The organism is Simplicispira psychrophila DSM 11588 (genome assembly GCF_000688255.1).
Taxonomy (GTDB): Bacteria; Pseudomonadota; Gammaproteobacteria; order Burkholderiales; family Burkholderiaceae_C; genus Simplicispira; species Simplicispira psychrophila.
The window spans coordinates 111,361-130,337 of the sequence record NZ_JHYS01000005.1 but is presented as its reverse complement, the minus strand read 5'-3'; the positions used below and the strand labels follow the sequence as shown (position 1 = coordinate 130,337).

Below are 18,977 nucleotides of genomic sequence, written 5' to 3'. Positions count from 1 at the left end.
TCCATGTCCCAATCTCCCTCCAGATTCCAAGTGAAAAAAGTCGCCGTGCTTGGCGCCGGCGTGATGGGTGCGCAAATTGCCGCCCACCTCGTCAACTGCAAAATTCCGGTGGTGTTGTTTGATTTGCCAGCCAAAGAAGGCCCGAAAAACGGCATCGTCAGCCGCGCCATTGATGGCCTGAAAAAGCTCAAGCCGGCACCGCTCGGCGTGGCGCAAGACGCAGCCCTCATCGGCCAAGCCAACTACGAACAGCACCTAGAGCAGTTGCGTGACTGCGACCTGATCATCGAGGCCATTGCCGAGCGCATGGACTGGAAGACCGACCTGTACCACCAAATCGCGCCGTTCATCAGCGCGCACGCCATCGTCGCCAGCAACACCTCGGGCCTGTCGATCACCCAACTGTCTGAAGCCCTGCCCGACGCCATCAAGCCGCGTTTTTGCGGCATCCACTTCTTCAACCCACCGCGCTACATGCACTTGGTGGAGTTGATCAACACCCCGACCACCACGCCGGAAGTGCTGGACCAACTCGAAGCCTTTGCCACCAGCGGCCTGGGCAAGGGCGTGGTGCGCGCGCACGACACGCCCAACTTCGTCGCCAACCGCGTCGGCATTGCCGGCATGTTGTCCACTATGCAAGAGGCCGACAACTTTGGCCTGACCTACGACGTGGTCGATGACCTGACCGGCAAAAAGCTGGGCCGTGCCAGCAGCGGCACCTTCCGCACCGCCGACGTGGTCGGCTTGGACACCATGGCGCACGTCATCAAGACGCTGCAAGACAACCTCGACGCCACCACCGATCCGTTTTACGGCAGCTACGGCACCCCCGCCGTGGTGCAAAAGCTGTTGGAGCTGGGCCAGTTGGGACAAAAAACCAAGGCTGGTTTCTTCAAAAAAGTCGGCCGCGATGTGCTGCGCTTTGACTTGGAAGCGCAAGACTACGTGCCCGGCGGCCAAAAGGCCGATGAGGTCTATGGCCGGATGCTGAAAAAGCCCGCCGCCGAGCGCCTGCAATTGCTGCGCAATGCTGAAGGCGCGCAGGGCCAGTTTCTGTGGGCCATCTTGCGCAACAGCTTCCATTACGCCGCGCTGCACTTGGGCGCCATTGCCGACAACGCCCGCGACGTCGATCAGGCGATGCGCTGGGGCTTTGGTATGCAGCAAGGCCCGTTCGAGCTGTGGCAAGACGCCGGCTGGTTGAATGTCGCCAAGATGATCCAAGAAGACATCGATGCCGGCAAAGCCTTGTCCAACGCACCGCTGCCCGATTGGGTCTTCAATGGCCCGGTGGCCGAGGCCGGTGGCGTGCACACCGCCGCCGGTTCGTGGAGTGCCTCTGCTAATAAATTTGTAGCGCGTCGCACACTACCCGTGTACGAAAAGCAGTATTTTCCTGAAAAATTGCTGGGCGAGGCCTTGCCTGACTTCAAGACGGCGGGCACCACGCTGCACGAAGACGACGCCATCCGCCTGTGGACGCTGGACGGCCCTGCGTGCCCCGCCAGCAGCGCCGTGCTGATCGCCAGCATCAAGACCAAAATGCACGCCATCAGCCCCGATGTGGCCGACGGTTTGGTGATGGGCGTAGAGCTGGCGGAGAAGCGCTTTGCCGCCTTGGTGATTTGGTCGGGTGACGAGCCGTTCAGCGCCGGTGCTGACCTGCAAGCCATGCTGCCAGCGTTTATGGTGGCTGGCGTTAGCGCCATCGAAGGGGCCGAGCAAGAACTGCAAAACGCCATGCTGCGCATCCGCTATGCCGGCGTGCCGGTGGTGTCCGCCATCCGTGGGCTGGCGTTGGGCGGTGGCTGCGAGCTGGCGGTGCATTCGGCCCGCCGCGTGGCGCACATGGAAAGCTATGTTGGCTTGGTCGAAGTCGGCGTGGGCCTGGTGCCCGGTGCCGGCGGCTTGACCTACATCGCCCGCCGTGCGGCGGAAAACGCTGCCACCTCGACCGGCAAAGACCTGCTGCCGTTCCTGACCGAAGGCTTCACTGCCGCAGCCATGGCCAAGGTCGGCATGAGCGCGCTGGAATCGCGCCAGTTGGGCTTTCTGCTGGAATCCGACGTCATCGTGCCGCACAAGGACGAGCTGCTGTTTGTGGCAATCAACGAGGCCAAGGCCATGGCGATTGGCGGCTGGCGCGCGCCGCATAAGCGCCTGTTCCCGGTCGCCGGGCGCAGCGGCACCGCCACCATGAAAGGTTCGCTGGTCAATATGCGCGACGGCGGCTTCATCAGCGCGCACGACTTCCACATCGCCAGCTTGATCGCCGAAGTGGTGTGCGGCGGTGACGTGGACGCGGGCACGCTGGTCAGCGAGGAATACCTGATGACGCTGGAGCGCCAAGCCTTCTGTGCGCTCATCGTCCATCCCAAGACGCAGGAGCGCATTTTGGGGATGTTGTCCACGGGTAAACCGGTGCGCAACTGACGCACTGCTGGCCCGCCTCCCACCCGAATACAGGATTTCCCATGAAACAAATTCAAGACGCCTACATCGTTGCCGCCACGCGTACGCCCATCGGGCGCTCGCACCGCGGGTTTTTCCGCAATACCCGGCCGGACGACCTGCTGTCCACCATTCTGAAAGCCGCCATCGCCCAGGTGCCTAATCTCGACCCGGCAGCGATTGAAGACATCATTTGCGGCTGTGCCATCCCTGAAGCACAGCAAGGCCTGAACGTGGCGCGCATTGGCGCGGTGTTGGCCGGTTTGCCGACCAGCGTTGGCGGCATCACCGTCAACCGCTTTTGCGCTTCGGGCCTGTCGGCCATCCAAATGGCGGCTGACCGCATCCGCGTCGGTGAGGCCGAGGTGATGATTGCCGCCGGCGTCGAGAGCATGAGCATGGTGCCGATGATGGGCAACAGCCCCAGCCTCTCGCCCAGCATGTTCGAGCGCGACGGTGATGTCGGCATTGCCTATGGCATGGGCCTGACCGCCGAGAAAGTGGCTCAGCAATGGAAAGTCTCGCGCGAGGCGCAGGATGCTTTTGCCGTGCAATCGCACCAGCGCGCTCTGGCGGCGCAGCAGGCCGGCTACTTTGCCGACGAGACCACGCCGGTTGCAGTGACCGACCGCAGCGCCAACTTGGAAACTGGCGAAACCATCAGCAAGACTCGCACCGTCAGCGTGGACGAAGGCGCGCGCGCCGACACCACGCTGGAAGGCTTGGGCAAGCTGCGCACGGTGTTTGCTGCGCGCGGCTCGGTCACGGCCGGCAACAGCTCGCAGACCAGCGACGGCGCTGGCGCGCTGATTTTGGCCAGCGGCGCCGCCGTGCAGCGCTTTGGCCTGACGCCGCTGGCGCGCTTCGTCAGCTTTGCCAGCAAGGGCGTGCCGCCGCACATCATGGGCATCGGCCCGATCGAAGCCATTCCGGCGGCGCTGCGCAATGCCGGTCTGACGCAAAACGACATCGACTGGTTCGAGCTGAACGAAGCCTTTGCCGCGCAGTCGTTGGCGGTGATGGGCCAGCTGGGCCTGGACCCGGCCAAGGTCAACCCGATGGGCGGCGCGATTGCGCTGGGCCATCCCCTGGGCGCGACCGGCGCTATCCGCGCCGCCACCGTGATCCACGCGCTCAAACGCAATAAACTCAAGTACGGCATGGTGACGATGTGTGTTGGCATGGGTCAAGGCGCTGCCGGTATCTTTGAGGCGGTGTAATGCAGGCTGTCTCTTTTTTCAAGGAATCGCGCGCATGAGTGCCCCCCCCACACAAGACATCCTGGTGCACACCGAAGCTGGCGTCACCACCCTGACGCTGAACCGGGTAGACAAGAAAAACTCGCTCACCCGCGCCATGTACGCCGCCTTGGCCGATGCGCTGGAGCAGGCCCAGGCTGATGGCGCCGTACGCGCCGTGCTGCTGCAAGGCGACGTGGCGGTGTTCAGTGCCGGCAATGACATTGCCGACTTTTTGGAGCGCCCGCCGACCGACCCGTCCGCACCGGTGTACCGCTTTCTGCGCACCATCGCTGCCTTCCCCAAACCGTTGGTGGCGGCGGTGTGCGGCCCGGCCGTCGGCATTGGTACCACCATGCTGCTGCACTGCGACCTGGTCTATGCCGGTGACAACGCGGCGTTCTCACTGCCGTTCGTTAACTTGGGCCTGTGCCCCGAGGCCGCGTCCAGCCTGCTGGTGCCGCGCCTGCTGGGCTACCACCGCGCGGCGGAAGCACTGCTGCTGGGCGAGCCCTTCATGGCCGAAGCAGCGTTGGAAGTGGGCTTGGTCAACCGTATCGTGCCGCCGACCGAATGCAACGCCATCGCCCAGATGCAAGCCCGCAAACTGGCCGCCAAGCCGCTGGCCTCGCTGCTGGAAACTAAGCGCCTGATGAAACAAGGCCTGGTCGAACCGGTGCTGGAGCGCATCGCCGAAGAAGGCGCCATCTTTGCTCGGATGCTGACCGAACCCGCCGCCCGAGAAGCCTTTACCGCCTTCATGGAAAAGCGCAAGCCCGATTTCAGCGGCTGTTGAACGCAGGCGCTGGTTGCGCCCCGCTAATAAAAAAGGCCGTTTGATACGGCCTTTTTTATTTTTCAGATAAACCACAGCGGTAGATCACGGGGTTGGAATACAAAAACCATAGCGCTGACAGAGCCTGATGTTGGGTTGAGTACAACCCAACCTACGAATGTGGCGTGTCAAAGTTGATAGCTGATAGCGCACGTATTTAAAGGGCTAGAAGCCAAAAATAGCATAAATTTTCACCGCAGGCTGCGGTGATGGCTACTTAGCGTGAAAGCGCTCTAATACTGATGTAAGTCATTGATATATATGGAAATAAGATTCGTGGCCGGATTTGATCAGTTACGTTTAGAGATAAACTGCTAAAAATTTTTTAATCCGCCCCATATTTGCTTCCCTGTTGCCGATACCGCCATGACCCAAACCATTCGCATCGGCTTGATGCCCCCACTGACCGGGCTAGTAGAAATTTATGGCCCCGAGATCATTTGGGCGGCGCGCATCGCCTGCGATGAAATCAATGAACGCGGGGGCGTGCTGGGTCGGCCGCTGGAACTGATCATCGAGGATGACGGCAGTCTGCCCGGCACGGCGGTACCGGCGGCGCGGCGCCTGATCGATGAGCACGGCTGCGTCGCTCTCATCGGCAACCTGCTGTCCAATTCGCGTATCGCCGTCGCCGCGCAGGTGGCCGAACCCAAGCAGATTCCGCTGCTCAATTTCTCGTTCTCTGAGGGCAGCATCAGCAGCCGCTATTTCTTTCATTTTGCGGCGCTGCCCAACCAGCAGATTGATCAGATGATTCCGTTTATAGCGCAGCGCTATGGACTCAAAATGTTCTTTGCTGGCAACAACTACGAGTGGCCGCGCGGCTCAATTGATGCGGCCAAGCGCACCCTGCAGCAGCTCGATGGCAATTGCGTCGGCGAGGAATATCTGGATATCGGCGCTGCGGTGGCCAATATCGACCGCTTGTTGGAGCAGGTCGCCCGCTCCGGTGCCGATGTGTTCGTGCCCTATTTCGCCGGCAACGACCAGATCACGTTGCTGACCCGTTTTAGCGAGATGGGACTGAAGAAACGCATGGCCGTGGTCATGGGCCATTACGACGAGATGCTGGTGAGCCGTCTGCCACCGCACGTGCGCGAGGGGTTCTATTCCAGCAACACCTACTTCATGTCGCTGGACACCCTGGAGAACCACCAGTACCTGCAGCGCCTGGCCCGCCAACCTGGCGTCGATGGCATCTGGCCGCACGGCAACGGCGTGCTGACAAATTTTGGCGAGGGCACTTATCTCTGCGTCCATGCCTTTGCCAACGCCGCACAAGCCGCTGGCACGGTCGAGGCTGAGGCGCTGATCAATGCGCTGGAGCGGGTGCGCGTCGTCGGCCCGCAAGGGGCGGTCGAGATGGACGCCGCCACCCACCACGCCAGTGTCAACACCTACCTGTCGCGTTGCAATGCGGACGGCACTTTCACCATCATCGAGCGCTTTGGCCGCCATCCGCCGCAGATCCCCGAGCGCTACCGCAAACAGATGCAGGCAGCCCAATTGCACGAATCACCGCTGACGCCGGAGGTGACAGCGCGGCTGGCGGCCGAGGTCGGGGCCGCCCGACGCAAGCTCGGGACAGCGCAGCAGATTCTGACCGTGGCCGACATGGCGATCCTCGCCACCGACGCCAACGGCCTCATTGCCGAAGCCAATCGCAGCGCTTGCCAGATGTTTGGCTACGCCGAGGATGAATTGATCGGTATGTCGGTGCACCTGCTGCTGCCGCCCCATTTTCGCCAACGCCATGTCGAACTGTTGCGCGCTTTCGTCGAAGGTGAGGAGACCGAGCGCAGGATGTCCGGCCGCGCTGAGATCGCCGGCTATCGCAAGGACGGCAGTTTCTTTCCGCTGGAGGCCGCCATCGCCAAGTGCAGGAATGGCGAACAGGGGGGCGACTGGCTGCTGGTCGTCACCATGTGCGACATCACTGAGCGCAAAAAGGCCGAGGAAGACCTGACGCGGCGCGCCACCCACGACCCGCTCACCGGCCTGCCCAACCGCGCGCTGATCCGCGAACGCCTTAGCACCGCGCTGCAGCGTTCGCGGCGCAGCGGCACCAGCGTGGCGTTGCTGTTCATCGACCTCGACGGTTTCAAACTCATCAACGACACCCACGGCCACGACGCCGGCGACCAGGTGCTCAAGAGCGTCACCCAACGACTGATCCGGCAGGTGCGCCCCGGCGATACGGTGGCGCGGCTGGCCGGGGATGAATTTGTCGTGCTGTGCGAACAGGTCGAGCAGCCGGTCGCGATGTCGGTGCTGGCCGAGCGCATCAACGATGCGTTGCGTCAGCCGACCGACGACAGCGGCACGCCTCTGTTCGCCACCGCCAGCATCGGTGTGGCCATCGGTAATGGCAGCACCCACTCAGCCGACGACCTGCTGCGCTGCGCCGATACCGCCATGTACGCCGTGAAGGAGAAGGGGCGCGATGGCTGGCAGTTTTTCAGCGAGAGCCTTCAGGCAGAGGCACGGCAGCGATTGGCCATCACCAACGGCCTGCGCACCGCTATGGAACGCCAGGAATTGTCGCCGCGTTACCAGCCGATTGTGGCTGCCGAAAGCGGCCGTATCGTCGGCGCTGAATTGCTGCTGCGTTGGAAGCCGCTTACCGGAGAGGTGTCGCCTGCGATATTTATCCCGATCGCCGAAATGACCGGCTCCATCGTGCCCATCGGCACCTGGGTGTTTCGCCAAGCCTGCCTTGCCGAGGCCGACTGGCGCCGGCGCTGGGGCGATCAGGCGCCCTATGTTTCGGTCAATGTGTCGGCGCGCCAGCTCAACCACGCCACATTGCTCGATGATTTCACCGCCATCCTGATGGAAACCGGGGCCAATCCAGTCAACTTGCTGCTGGAAATCACCGAGACCTCGCTGATGGCGGACGTTGAAACCAATCTGCGCGTACTGCGTCGGTTGGCCGATCTCGGTCTGCGCGTGGCCGTGGACGACTTTGGCACCGGCTATTCTTCGCTGGCGCAACTGACGCGACTGCCGGTGGACGTATTGAAGATCGATCGCGCCTTTGTCGATGGCATCGACAAGAGCCAGGAGAGCCGAGCCGTCGTTCGTGCGGTGATTGGCCTGGGACGGGCGCTCGGTCTCAAGCTGGTGGCCGAGGGCGTAGAAAACGGCCCCCAGCAGCGCGAGCTGTGTGCCTTCGGTTGCGATTTCATCCAGGGCTACTACTTCCATCGGCCGCTGGAAGAGGACGTCTTTGTCGAAACCTTCGAGCGCGAAGCCCAATGCGGCAGCGCTGGCATGACTGCCCCCCTGCATTTCCTGATCTACGTCAGTCAAGCGGTAGCCGCCATGTCTCCCAAAGCGCTCGACAGTTTGCAGCAGCACGCCCGTAGCGCCAACCGTGCGGCGGGCCTCACGGGCTGCCTCATCTATCAGGACGGTTATTTCATGCAGATGCTGGAGGGCACGCAGGAGACCCTGTCGAATCTCCTCAACAAAATCAAAGGCGATCCACGGCACCGCAACTTGCGTATCGTCATCGAGGGTGCCGCACGACAGCGCATTTTCCCCAACTGGGGTTTGGAAGTGCGCGACCTGACGTCGCATCCACTTGCCCCCGGCACGCCCCAAGGGCCCGACTTCTCCTCATGGCAGCGGCGTACGATCCACCTGGATGAGCTTGGCGAGGATGCGCGCACCAGCTACGCTTTCATCACCGGCTACGCACTTCTTGGCATGGATGGCCGATAAAGCGCCATGCTGATGCATCGCCACTTGGCCACCCAGAGTGTCTTGGCTTGAGGGAGTGTGCCGCACAATCCAGACCATGACCAAAAAACCAGTTTCCGTTGTCGTTTTCGAGCCTGAATTTATCGAGGGGCTGCGCATCATTTTCGAAGAAAAGATCGTCTTCAATCAATTGCTCGGTTTGAAGATCGCCGCGCTGCGCCCCGAGTGCGTCGAGGCGCGCATCGACATGAAGCCCGATCTGGTCGGCCACTACGCCTACAACCGCCTCCATGGCGGCGTCATCAGCGCCGGGCTGGACGCCATGGGCGGTCTGGCGGTGATGGCGGCGATTGGTGCGCGCCACATGGACGAGTCGCCCGAGCAGCGTCTGCACCGCTTTGGCAAATTGGGCACCATCGATTTACGCGTGGATTATTTGCGCCCCGGCATTGGCAGCCACTTCACGCTGCGCGCCGAGGTGCTGCGCCTGGGCTCGCGCGTGGCCAGCACGCGGATGGAGTTTTTCGGGCCTGACGGCGTACTCATGTCGGCGGCGGCGGCGGCCTACATCGTGTCCTGAGACGGTGCACAGCACAGCCCCTGGCTGCCAGACGTGTGACTATGAAAATCCTGCAAGCGTATGCAAGCATTGAGGATTTTGGTTACTCATCTTGCGTAGTGCATTGATCTTTCGGCTGCCTGGGCTTTTACGATCGCTGCTTTTCAAGGAGATCTGATGGCCGTGCAAAACCCCTTTTTTGGCAAGCGTGAACCTGAGTCTTTGCAGCCCCGCGTTCCCACTATGCCCACCTCTGTGAGCAGCGTTGTACCGAGCGCAGCCGCCAGCACTCCCGTCGTTGCCAGTCCCAATGCGCCAGTGGAGAATGCGGGCAGCAAGCTCACCGTGGGCCCCAATATCAAGCTCAAGGGGGTGGAAATCACCGATTGCGACACGTTGGTGGTGGAAGGCACGGTCGAAGCCACCATGGATTCGCGTGTCATGCAGATCTCCGAACAGGGGGCATTTCGGGGCTCAGCCGAGATCGACATTGCCGAAATTCGTGGGGAATTCAATGGCACGCTCACGGTGCGTGAAAAACTGGTGATTTTTGGCACCGGCAAAGTGAGCGGCAAGATCCGCTACGGCAAGCTGGTGGTGGAAGAGGGCGGCCAGCTCTCGGGCGAGATTGAGGTCGGCGTAGGCTTGGCCAAGGGCGCCGCATCGACCCAGGGGCGCCCGTCTGCCAGCAGCGCCACGGCGAACACTACGAACGCAACCAACGCCATCACTGCGCATTCCGCCTGACGCCAGTCGCTCGAACGGTCAAATAGGCCCGTCCACTACTGCGTGGCGTGGGATGGCCTGCGGCCGGCCTTCGGCGTCGAGGGCAACATAGGTCAAGCGTGCTTCGGTGACTTTGAAATGGCGCCCTTGATCGGCAAAGCGCTCTGCATACACCTCGACTTCCACTGTGAGTGAGGTGTTGCCGATGCGCGTAATGTGCGCAAAAAACGACAGCAGATCGCCAACGCCGACGGGCTGCTTGAAGATGAATTCGTTCACTGCCACCGTCGCCATGCGGCCGCGAATGTAGCGTGCTGGCAGTACCGAACCGGCCAGATCCACCTGGGCCATGACCCAGCCGCCAAAAATATCGCCGTTGGCATTGCAGTCCGCCGGCATCGGGATCACCTTGAGTACCAGCTCATGGCTGCAGGGCAAGGCGGGCGCGGGGAGGTGGGGTACGTCGGGCATGGGCACAATCCAGAAGTAAAAACAAGTTCTGGAATTGTCCCTTATGCGCCACCACGGCGAGTCCTCTCCCTCCCCCACGCCTGAAAACCCTGCGCACAAGCGCTCTGACTGGAGCACGCTGGCGCGCCTGCTGCCCTATTTGTGGCAGTACAAATGGCGTGTCATCGTGGCCATCGTCTTCATGGTCGGCGCCAAGGTGGCCAATGTCGGCGTGCCGGTGCTGCTGAAGAACCTGATCGACACCATGGACATCAAGCTGGGCGATCCGGCCGTGGTGCTGGTGGTGCCGGCTGGATTGCTGCTGGCGTATGGCCTGCTGCGCCTGTCCACCTCGCTGTTCACCGAGCTGCGTGAATTGGTGTTCTCCAAAGCCACGCAGGGTGCGGCGCGCTCGATTGCGCTGCAGACGTTTGAGCACCTGCACGCCCTGAGTTTGCGCTTTCATCTGGAGCGCCAGACCGGCGGCATGACACGCGACATCGATCGCGGCGTGCGCGGCATCGAATCCTTGATCTCATTCACGCTGTTCAACATCGGCGCCACGCTGATCGAAGTGGCGCTGGTGCTGACGGTGTTGGCGGTCAAATTTGACGCCTGGTTTGCCTGGATCACGCTGGCCGCGCTGGCGATCTACATCACCTTCACGGTGCTGCTGACCGAGTGGCGCACGCAGTTTCGTCGTCTCGCCAACGAGTCGGATTCGCTGGCGCAGAGCAAGGCGGTCGATTCGCTGCTGAATTACGAAACCGTCAAATACTTCAACAACGAGGCCTTCGAAGCGCAGCGCTACGACGAGAGCCTGCAGCGCCTGCGCGAGGCGCGCCTGAAGAGCCAGAGCACGCTGTCGATGCTCAACACCGGCCAGCAGCTGATCATTGCCATTGGCTTGGTGGCGATGCTGTGGCGCGCGACGCAAGGCGTGGTCGATGGCCGCATGACGCTGGGTGACTTGGTGATGGTCAACGCCTTCATGATCCAGCTCTACATTCCGCTCAATTTTCTGGGCGTGATCTACCGCGAGATCAAGCAAAACTTGGTCGATCTGGACAAGATGTTCACCCTCATGGATCGCGAGCGAGAGGTGGCTGACGCGCCCGGCGCGCAGCCGCTCAGCGGGCTGGCGCATCCCGCCGTGCGTTTCGAGAATGTGGAGTTTGCTTACGAGCCGGCGCGGCCGATCCTCAAGGGCATCAGCTTTGAGATTCCGGCGGGCAAGACGGTGGCGGTGGTCGGGCCGTCCGGCTCGGGCAAGTCCACGCTGGCGCGGCTGCTGTTTCGCTTTTATGACATCCAGCAGGGCTGCATCAGCATTGCCGGGCAAGAGATCCGCAGCGTCACGCAGGCCAGCGTGCGCCGCGCGATTGGCATCGTGCCGCAGGACACGGTGCTGTTCAATGACACCGTGGCCTACAACATTGCCTATGGCCGCACCGGGGCCAGCCAGGCTGAGATTGAAGAGGCGGCACGTGCCGCGCGCATCCACGATTTCATTGCATCCACACCGCTGGGCTACGCCACCAAAGTGGGCGAGCGCGGTCTGAAACTCTCCGGCGGCGAAAAGCAGCGCGTGGCGATTGCCCGCACGCTGCTGAAGAACCCGCCGATCCTGATTTTTGACGAGGCCACCTCGGCGCTGGACAGTGCCAACGAGCGCGCCATCCAGGCCGAACTGCAAAACGCTGCGCAGAACAAGACCACGCTGCTGATCGCGCACCGCCTGTCCACGGTGGTCGAGGCACACCAGATTCTGGTGATGGACGCCGGCGAGATCGTCGAGCGCGGTACGCACCCCGAGCTGCTGGCGCGCGGCGGGCGCTACGCCAGTATGTGGGCGCTGCAGCAAAGCGGGGAAGCGGAGTGAAGCGGCGCTGTTAAAAAAAATAGCTGTAAGCGCTGGTGTTTATTGGGTTTCAGGATGTTTTATATCTGAAATTCAATGAATACGTGCGCTAGTAGCTATCAAATAAATTTTTCTGAAAATGGTGTAAGCCGGCAGGCAGGGGCGCTGTGTTATATAGAACGGCATTTTTAACATCCTGAAACCATCCCCCCAACCACCCGTTATGAGCAAATCAGAACCCCCTGTCGTTTACGGTACCGAAGACCTGCTGGTCAGCCTGTGCAACTCGGTGACCCGGGTGTTGACCGTGGCCACGGCCAGCCAGATCCATTATTCGGGCATGGTGCAGCGCATCAGCAAAACCTGCCTGAAGCCCGACATCGGCTGTTTTGTGCTGTTTGATGGCGGCTTTTCTGGCTTAGTCATCATCAATTTTTCTGCTGCTGCCGCCATGGAGCTGTACCAGAGTTACATGCTGAACATGGGCATGGCGCAAAGCGACTTGGCCAATTCCTACACCTCGGACGAAGTCGGCAACGTGATGGGGGAGCTGATGAACCAGGTGGTGGGTGACTTCACCGGCAAGGTACGGCGCGAACTGCAAACGCACATCACGCAAAACCAGCCCAAGATGCTGGTGCTGAACAAGGAAGTGATGTTGAACGTGGACGCCAACCTCGATCAGCCCGAGGCCCGGCGCGTGACTTTCTATACCGGCTCAAACCACATTTTTTATCTGGAGTTGGCGGTCGATCACACCGAGTTCATCAAGCTGTACGACTTTGAGCCGCAGGAAGTGCCTGACCCGGACGCCCTGATCGCCCAGGCGCACAGCGATGCCGCCGCTGTCGCTGCTGCGCCTGCGCCTGCGCCAGCTCCTGCGTTGTCAGGAGACAGCGACACCGACGATTTGCTGCGGTCGCTGGGGATGTGAGTGGGCGATGGCGGGTTGCGCTGCGCTAACCCGACCTGCGCGGTTGCCATGCAGCCGTTCAGCTTTTTCTTTATCCGCCGCCCAGCACCTTGTATAGCGTGATGCGGTTGGCTTGCTCGGCCAGGTACAGGGAGATCTGGGTTTGCTGCGCGGCATAGAGGCTGCGCTGGGCGTCCAGCACCGAGAGGTAGTTGTCCACGCCGGATTTAAAGCGCGCTTCCGACAGCATCAACGCTTTTTGTGTCGCTTCGACCAGTGAACTTTGCGCGTCCAGGCGTTCGGCCCAGTGGGCACGCTCGGCCAGCGCATCAGCCACTTCGCGGAAGGCGATTTGCACGGTTTTTTCGTATTGCGCCAGTGCCAGTTGCTGGTTGGCCTCGGCCACGCGCACGTTGGCCTGGTTGCGGCCACCGTCAAAAATCGGCAGGCGCACCTGCGGTAGAAAGCTCCAGGTGCCATTGCCGCCCTCAAACAAACCCGACAAGGCGCTGCTGGCGCTGCCCGCCGATGCCGTCAGGCTGATGCTGGGGAACAGCGCGGCGCGGGCGGCACCGATGTTAGCGGTGGCGCCGCGCAGGCTGTGTTCGGCGGCCACGATGTCGGGGCGTACCAGCAGCAGACTGGATGGCAGCGGCGTAGGCAGATCCAGCAAGGCGGCGGTGGGCGGCAGGGTGCCGTCCAGTGCCTGCGGCAGCAGCGCCGCAGGCAGCGGACCGCCGACCAGCAGTTGCAGCGCATTGCGGTCCCGCTCCACTTGGCTGGCAAAGCTGGCCACGTCGGCGCGTGCGCTGTCCACCGTGGTCTGGTTTTGTGCCAGCACCAGACCGGAGGTAGCGCCCAGCGCGTGTATGCGCTGCGTCAGCTCAAACGCCTTGCGCCGCGACGTCAGCGTGTCTTGCGCCAGTTGCAGGCGCGCCTGGTCGGCAGCCAGCGTCAGCCAGGCGTTGGCGACATCAGCCAGCAGGGTGATTTCGACGCTGCGCTGGTTCACGGCGGTTTGCCAGAACTGCTCCAGCGCTACTTCGTTCAGGTTGCGCACCCGGCCCCACAGGTCCAGTTCGTAGCTGGTAAAGCCGATTTGGGCGCTGAATTGGCTGGTGGTAGCGGCGCGGCCCGAGGTGGTCAGGTCGGCACTGGTGCGGTTGCGGCTGCCTTGGCCGCTGGCGGTGATGGTGGGCAGCAGGTCGGCGCGTTGCACGCCGTATTGCGCACGGGCTTTTTCGATGTTGGCCCAAGCGATTTTCAGGTCGCGGTTGTGGCTCAGGGCCAGCGCCAGCACCTGTTGCAGCGCCGGTGTCTGCACCCAGGTGAGGGACTGGGCTTGCTCCAGTGCTGGCGCTGTGGCCTGTACCGGGTCTGCCGGCGCGTCGGCGCCGACGGTGGCCGGAATTGGTGCGACCGGCGTGGTGTAGGTCGGTGCCAGGTTCACGCAGCCGGCCAGCGCCAGGCTGGCGGTCAGGGCGGTGAGATAAGGAAGGGCAGGGTGTTTCAAGCAGAGCCTTTCGGTGCCAGGGCTGCGGGGTCGTCAGGGAAGGCGGGAGCGGTGGTGGCTCCCGCGTTCTCGTTGTCGTGGCTGTCGCTGCGTGAGCGGCTGGCAAACCAGCTGCGTACCACCAGGAAGAAAATCGGCACAAAGAAAATGCCCAGCGTGGTCGAGAACACCACGCCGCCGAGCACGGCCGTGCCAATGGCGTGGCGTCCGCCGGCACCGGCACCGGTGCCCAGCGCCAGCGGCAGCACGCCAAAGCCAAAGGCCAGCGAGGTCATCAAAATCGGCCGCAGGCGCAGGCGCACCGCCTCTAAGGTGGCATCCATCACATTGCGCCCTTGCTCTTGCAATTGGGTGGCAAATTCGACGATCAGGATGGCGTTTTTCGACGCCAGCCCGACGGTGGTCAGCAGGCCGACCTGAAAGTAAACGTCGTTGGACAGGCCGCGCAAGCCGGTGAAGGCCAGTGCCCCGACCACGCCCAGCGGCACCGCCAGAATCACGGCCATCGGCACCGTCCAGCTCTCGTACAGGGCGGCCAGACACAGGAAGACGAACAGGATCGACACGGCATACAGCAGCGGCGCCTGCGCGCCCGACAGGCGCTCCTGGAACGAGGCGCCAGTCCATTCGTAGCCAATGCCGGGCGGCATCTGGCGCAGGATGGCTTCGATGGCGTCCATGGCCGCGCCCGAACTGACCCCGGGCGCGGCATCGCCGACAAACTCGTAGCTGGGGCTGCCGTTGTAGCGTTGCAACTGCGGCGAGCCATAGGTCCAGTGGGTGCTGGAGAACGCGCTGAACGGCACCATCTCGCCCTTGTCGTTACGCACCGTCCACTGGCCAATGTCTTGCGGCAACATGCGGTACGGTGCGTCGCCCTGCACATACACGCGCTTGACGCGGCCGTTGTTCAAAAAGTCGTTCACATAACTGCCGCCCATGGCGCTGGAAAGCACGCTGTTGATGTTGGCGGTGGACAGGCCCAGCGCCGATGCTTTGCGGTCGTCAATGGTCACGCCCAGTTCCGAGGTGTCGTCCAGGTTGGTGCTGCGCAGGCTGCGCAGCATCGGATGGCCTTTGGCCAATTCGAGTACGCGGTCGCGTGCAGCCACCAAGGCGTCGTGGCCCTGGCCGTTCAAGTCTTTCAGCTGGAAGTTGAAGCCGGCGTTCGAGCCCAGTCCGCGCACGGCGGGCGGCAGCATGACGAAGATGCGTGCATCGCGCAGCACCGCCAAGTCTTGCGTGGCCTTGCGGGCAATGGCGGCGGCGTCTTGTTCGGGGTGCGGGCGCTGGCTCCAGTCTTTCAGGCGCAGAAAGCCCCGCGCCGAGGCCTGGTCACCACTCAGGCCGGTGATGGCGTTGAAGCTGACGATGTCCGGCTGCTGGACAAAGTAGGCCTGCACTTCTTTCATCACCGCTTGCAGTCGGGCATTGGTGCCGCCGGGGGGCAGGCTGATCTGGATCTGCATGTAGCCCTGGTCTTCCACCGGCAGGAACGAGGTCGGCAGTTTGTTGAACATCAGCGCTGTGCCCACGCAAATCAGCAGGAACACCAGCAACATGCGTTTACTGCCGTGCAGCAGCCGGCCTACGGTGCTCTGGTAGCGTGTGGCGTTGCGCTCGAAATGGTGGTTGAACCAGATGAAGAAGCGGTCTGAAACCCCGAAAATGCCGCGCCGGGGCGTAGCGCTGTGGTGGCCGGCCCCTTTGGCAATCGGCTTGAGCAGGGTGGCGCACAGTGCCGGCGTCAGGGTCAGCGCAATAAATACCGACAAAGCCATGGCCGAGACGATGGTGATGGAGAACTGGCGGTAAATGACGCCGGTCGAGCCACCAAAAAAAGCCATCGGAATGAACACGGCCGACAAGGTCAGGGCAATACCAATCAGCGCTGGGGTGATTTCGGCCATCGATTTGCGCGTGGCTTCTTTGGGCGACAGGCCTTGCTCGGACATGACGCGTTCGACGTTTTCCACCACCACAATGGCGTCGTCCACCAGCAGGCCAATCGCCAGCACCAGGGCGAACATGGTCAGGGTGTTGATCGAATAGCCGGCTATCGACAACACGCCCATGGTGCCCAGCAGCACGACCGGTACGGCAATGGCCGGGATCAGCGTGGCGCGGAAGTTTTGTAGAAACAAAAACATCACCAGCACCACCAGCAAGATGGCTTCGGCCAGTGCGTACAGCACTTCCTTGATCGAGGCGCGGACAAACGGTGTCGAGTCGGAACTGATGAAGGGCTTGAGGTCGTTCGGGAAAAACGGTTGCATCTCGGCCAGCTTGGCATTCACGGCGTCCGACACGGCGGTGGCGTTGGCACCGTCGGCCAGCACGATGCCCATGCCGGCGCCGGGCTTGCCGTTCAGGCGCAAGGTGATGCCCAGGTTGTCGGCGCCCAACTCGACGCGCGCCACGTCTTTCAGCAGCACCGCTGCGCCGTCGGGCGCCACCTTGAGCAGGATGTTTTTAAATTCTCCTACTGTCTTGAGTTTGGTGCGCGCAGTGATGCTGGCGTTGATCTGCTGGCCGGCAGTGGCTGGCAGTGCGCCCAGTTGTCCGGCCGAGACCTGGGCGTTTTGTGCATTCAGGGCGGCCACGATGTCGGACGGCATCAGCGCAAATTTCTCCAGCAGGGCTGGGTTCATCCAGATCCGCATGGCGTAGCCGGTGCCAAACACCGTCACGTCGCCGACGCCGTCAATGCGGCCAATCACATCGACCAGGTTGCTGGACAGGTAGTCGCCAATGTCCACTTGGCTGACATTGGGGTCGGGCGAAGTGAAGCTATAGGTGGTCAAGTAGTCATTGCCGCCCTTGGTGACAAATACACCCCGGCTTTGCACGGCATCGGGCAGGCGGCTCATGGCCGCCTGCAGCTTGTTTTGCACCTGCACCTGGGCTACGTCGATGTTGGTGCCGGGGCGGAAGGTGAGCGTGGTGCGCGAGCTGCCCGAGGCGTCGCTGCTCGAACCCATGTAGAGCAGATTGTCGATGCCCTTGAGCTGCTGCTCGATCACCTGCGTGACCGAGTTCTCTACCGTTTCGGCCGAGGCGCCGGTGTAGATGGCGCTGATGCTGACGCGCGGCGGTGCGATGTCGGGATATTGCTCCAGCGGCAGTGTGAAGATCGATAGCCCGCCGGCCAGCATGATGACGATGGCCAGTACCCACGCAAAGATGGGCCGGTTGATGAAAAACTGTGCCATGGAGGGGCGCTGTTCTCAGCGCGTTGCGTTGGTGGGAAAGGGGAACGAGGGCGGCGAGACGGGCGCTGCGGCGATCGTGACGACTGGTGTAAGCGCAGGCGCCGGTGCAGGTGCGGGTGTGGTCGCGGGCGCTGCGGCCGGCGCGGTGCCGGGCAAGGACACCGGCTGTGGGTTCACCGTGTCGCCGACCTTGATGCGCTGAAAGCCATCGACGATGATGACATCGCCCGGTGCTACGCCGGCGCTGGCCAGCCAGTAGCTGCCAATGGCGCGGCCGACCTCGACTGGGCGCCGTTCGACCTTGTGGTTGACATTGGCCACCAGCACGCTGGCTTTGCCGGCAATGTCGCGCGTCACCGCCTGCTGGGGCAGCAGCAAGGCCTCACTGGAGACGCCGGTGGGCAGCAGCGTTTGGACAAACATGCCCGGCAAGAGCGTGCCCTCGGGGTTGGGCACCACAGCGCGCAGTGTCACGGCGCCGGTGCCGGGGTTGACCTGGACGCCAGAAAATTGCAGCCGTCCGGCGTGCGGGTAGCTGCTGCCGTCTTCCAGTTGCACGGTAATACGCACTGCGCCCTTGTCTTCGTTCACACGCTCAAAGTGTCCTTGCGCCAGCTCGCGCTTGAGCGCCAGCACATCGGTGCTCGATTGTGGAATGTCCACGTACATCGGATCCAGTTGCGCAATGGTAGTCAGCACGCCCGCCTGGTTGGCGGTGACCAAGGCGCCCGGCGTCACGGTGGACAGACTGGTCCGCCCGGCAATGGGTGCACTGATGCGGGTGTATTTCAGGTTGATGCGCGCGGCTGCCAGCGATGCTTGAGCGGCTGCCACGTCGGCGGCGGTTTGCTGCGCGCTGGCATGGCTTTCTTCGTAGGACTGGCGGCTGATGGCATCGATTTGCACCAGTTCGGCGGCGCGCTGTGCGTTCAATGTAGCGCTGCGCGCCTGCGCCTGTGCCTTGGTCAAAGCGGCTTTGGCCGACGCTTCGGCCACCTCGTAGGGGGCCGGGTCGATCTGGTAGAGCGCTTGCCCGGCTTTGACCAGGGCGCCTTCGGTGAACAGGCGTTTTTGCACGATGCCGCTGATTTGCGGCCGAATCTCGGCACTCAGAAAGGCGCTGGTGCGCCCGGGCAGGGTGCTGGTCAGGACTTGGCTTTGCGCTTGCAGCGTGATGACGCCCACCTTGACCGGTTCGCCGCCGCCGCTGCCCGCCCCTGGGGCCGCAGGCGTGGCCTTGTCGGAGCAGGCCACCAGCGCGCCCGTCAGTGCCATTACCAGTGCCAGCGGCCGCCAGCGCATGCGCTGTGGTGCGGCTGCGGGGGCTGTGGTCTGACAGCGGGAGGCTGAGTGTGCGGGCGTATTCGGCAGTCTGTCAGACGGATAAAAAAACATGGCGGAAACAGTCCAGGATGGGGCGCAAATTTTGGCAGGCAGATGTGTACGAATGATAAAGATGGCTCAAAGCTGGGGTGAACGGCCATAAAAAAGCCCCGCAGTGCGAGGCTTGC

12 protein-coding genes are annotated in these 18,977 nt (G+C 62.5%); 8 read left to right on the top strand and 4 right to left on the bottom strand.

Annotation, left to right across the window (positions count from 1 at the left end; all coding sequences use genetic code 11):
• Positions 1 to 3 precede the first annotated feature (3 nt).
• The 6 genes from Q390_RS0107150 (at position 4) to Q390_RS0107125 (ending at position 9,538) form a co-directional block, all read left to right on the top strand.
• The gene (locus Q390_RS0107150) at positions 4 to 2,436 is read left to right on the top strand and encodes a 3-hydroxyacyl-CoA dehydrogenase/enoyl-CoA hydratase family protein (protein WP_037472471.1); all 2,433 of its coding nucleotides are present in this window, start codon (positions 4 to 6) and stop codon (positions 2,434 to 2,436) included.
• 41 nt (positions 2,437 to 2,477) lie between these two features.
• Positions 2,478 to 3,674 carry an acetyl-CoA C-acyltransferase gene (locus Q390_RS0107145; RefSeq protein WP_027995437.1) on the top strand — a complete coding sequence of 399 codons (1,197 nt, stop codon included), beginning with the start codon at positions 2,478 to 2,480 and terminating at the stop codon, positions 3,672 to 3,674.
• Positions 3,675 to 3,708: 34 nt separating this feature from the next.
• Positions 3,709 to 4,488 carry an enoyl-CoA hydratase gene (locus Q390_RS0107140; RefSeq protein ID WP_027995436.1) on the top strand — a complete coding sequence of 260 codons (780 nt, stop codon included), beginning with the start codon at positions 3,709 to 3,711 and terminating at the stop codon, positions 4,486 to 4,488.
• Between the two features lie 405 nt (positions 4,489 to 4,893).
• Entirely contained in the window at positions 4,894 to 8,253 is a 3,360-nt protein-coding gene (locus tag Q390_RS0107135; protein WP_027995435.1) for an ABC transporter substrate-binding protein, read from the top strand.
• 76 nt (positions 8,254 to 8,329) lie between these two features.
• The gene (locus Q390_RS0107130; RefSeq protein WP_027995434.1) at positions 8,330 to 8,812 is read left to right on the top strand and encodes a thioesterase family protein; all 483 of its coding nucleotides are present in this window, start codon (positions 8,330 to 8,332) and stop codon (positions 8,810 to 8,812) included.
• 156 nt (positions 8,813 to 8,968) lie between these two features.
• Positions 8,969 to 9,538, top strand: coding sequence for a bactofilin family protein (locus tag Q390_RS0107125; RefSeq protein ID WP_027995433.1), 570 nt, complete (start codon positions 8,969 to 8,971; stop codon positions 9,536 to 9,538).
• An 18-nt stretch (positions 9,539 to 9,556) separates the two neighbouring features.
• Here the strand turns inward: Q390_RS0107125 and Q390_RS0107120 are convergent, their stop codons facing one another.
• Positions 9,557 to 9,988 carry an acyl-CoA thioesterase gene (locus Q390_RS0107120; RefSeq protein WP_027995432.1) on the bottom strand — a complete coding sequence of 144 codons (432 nt, stop codon included), beginning with the start codon at positions 9,986 to 9,988 and terminating at the stop codon, positions 9,557 to 9,559.
• A gap of 43 nt (positions 9,989 to 10,031) precedes the next feature.
• Here Q390_RS0107120 and Q390_RS0107115 point away from each other — a divergent pair, with 43 nt between their 5' ends.
• The gene (locus Q390_RS0107115; protein ID WP_027995431.1) at positions 10,032 to 11,849 is read left to right on the top strand and encodes an ABCB family ABC transporter ATP-binding protein/permease; all 1,818 of its coding nucleotides are present in this window, start codon (positions 10,032 to 10,034) and stop codon (positions 11,847 to 11,849) included.
• Positions 11,850 to 12,051: 202 nt separating this feature from the next.
• A complete protein-coding gene (locus tag Q390_RS0107110) occupies positions 12,052 to 12,762 on the top strand; it encodes a DUF3334 family protein (protein WP_027995430.1) in 711 nt (236 codons plus the stop codon).
• Between the two features lie 70 nt (positions 12,763 to 12,832).
• Here Q390_RS0107110 and Q390_RS0107105 read toward each other — a convergent pair whose 3' ends face one another.
• From Q390_RS0107105 to Q390_RS17865, 3 genes are read right to left on the bottom strand one after another with little or no spacing between them, the layout of a single operon-like run.
• The gene (locus tag Q390_RS0107105) at positions 12,833 to 14,254 is read right to left on the bottom strand and encodes an efflux transporter outer membrane subunit (protein ID WP_051603102.1); all 1,422 of its coding nucleotides are present in this window, start codon (positions 14,252 to 14,254) and stop codon (positions 12,833 to 12,835) included.
• Positions 14,251 to 17,466 (bottom strand): efflux RND transporter permease subunit, encoded by a 3,216-nt coding sequence (locus Q390_RS17870; RefSeq protein WP_084153812.1) that lies wholly within the window; start codon positions 17,464 to 17,466, stop codon positions 14,251 to 14,253. Before Q390_RS17870 ends, Q390_RS0107105 begins: the two co-directional genes overlap by 4 nt.
• 15 nt (positions 17,467 to 17,481) lie before the next feature.
• Positions 17,482 to 18,861: an efflux RND transporter periplasmic adaptor subunit gene (locus tag Q390_RS17865; RefSeq protein WP_425423939.1), complete on the bottom strand. Its 1,380-nt coding sequence runs from the start codon at positions 18,859 to 18,861 to the stop codon at positions 17,482 to 17,484.
• Between the last annotated feature and the right edge of the window lie 116 nt (positions 18,862 to 18,977).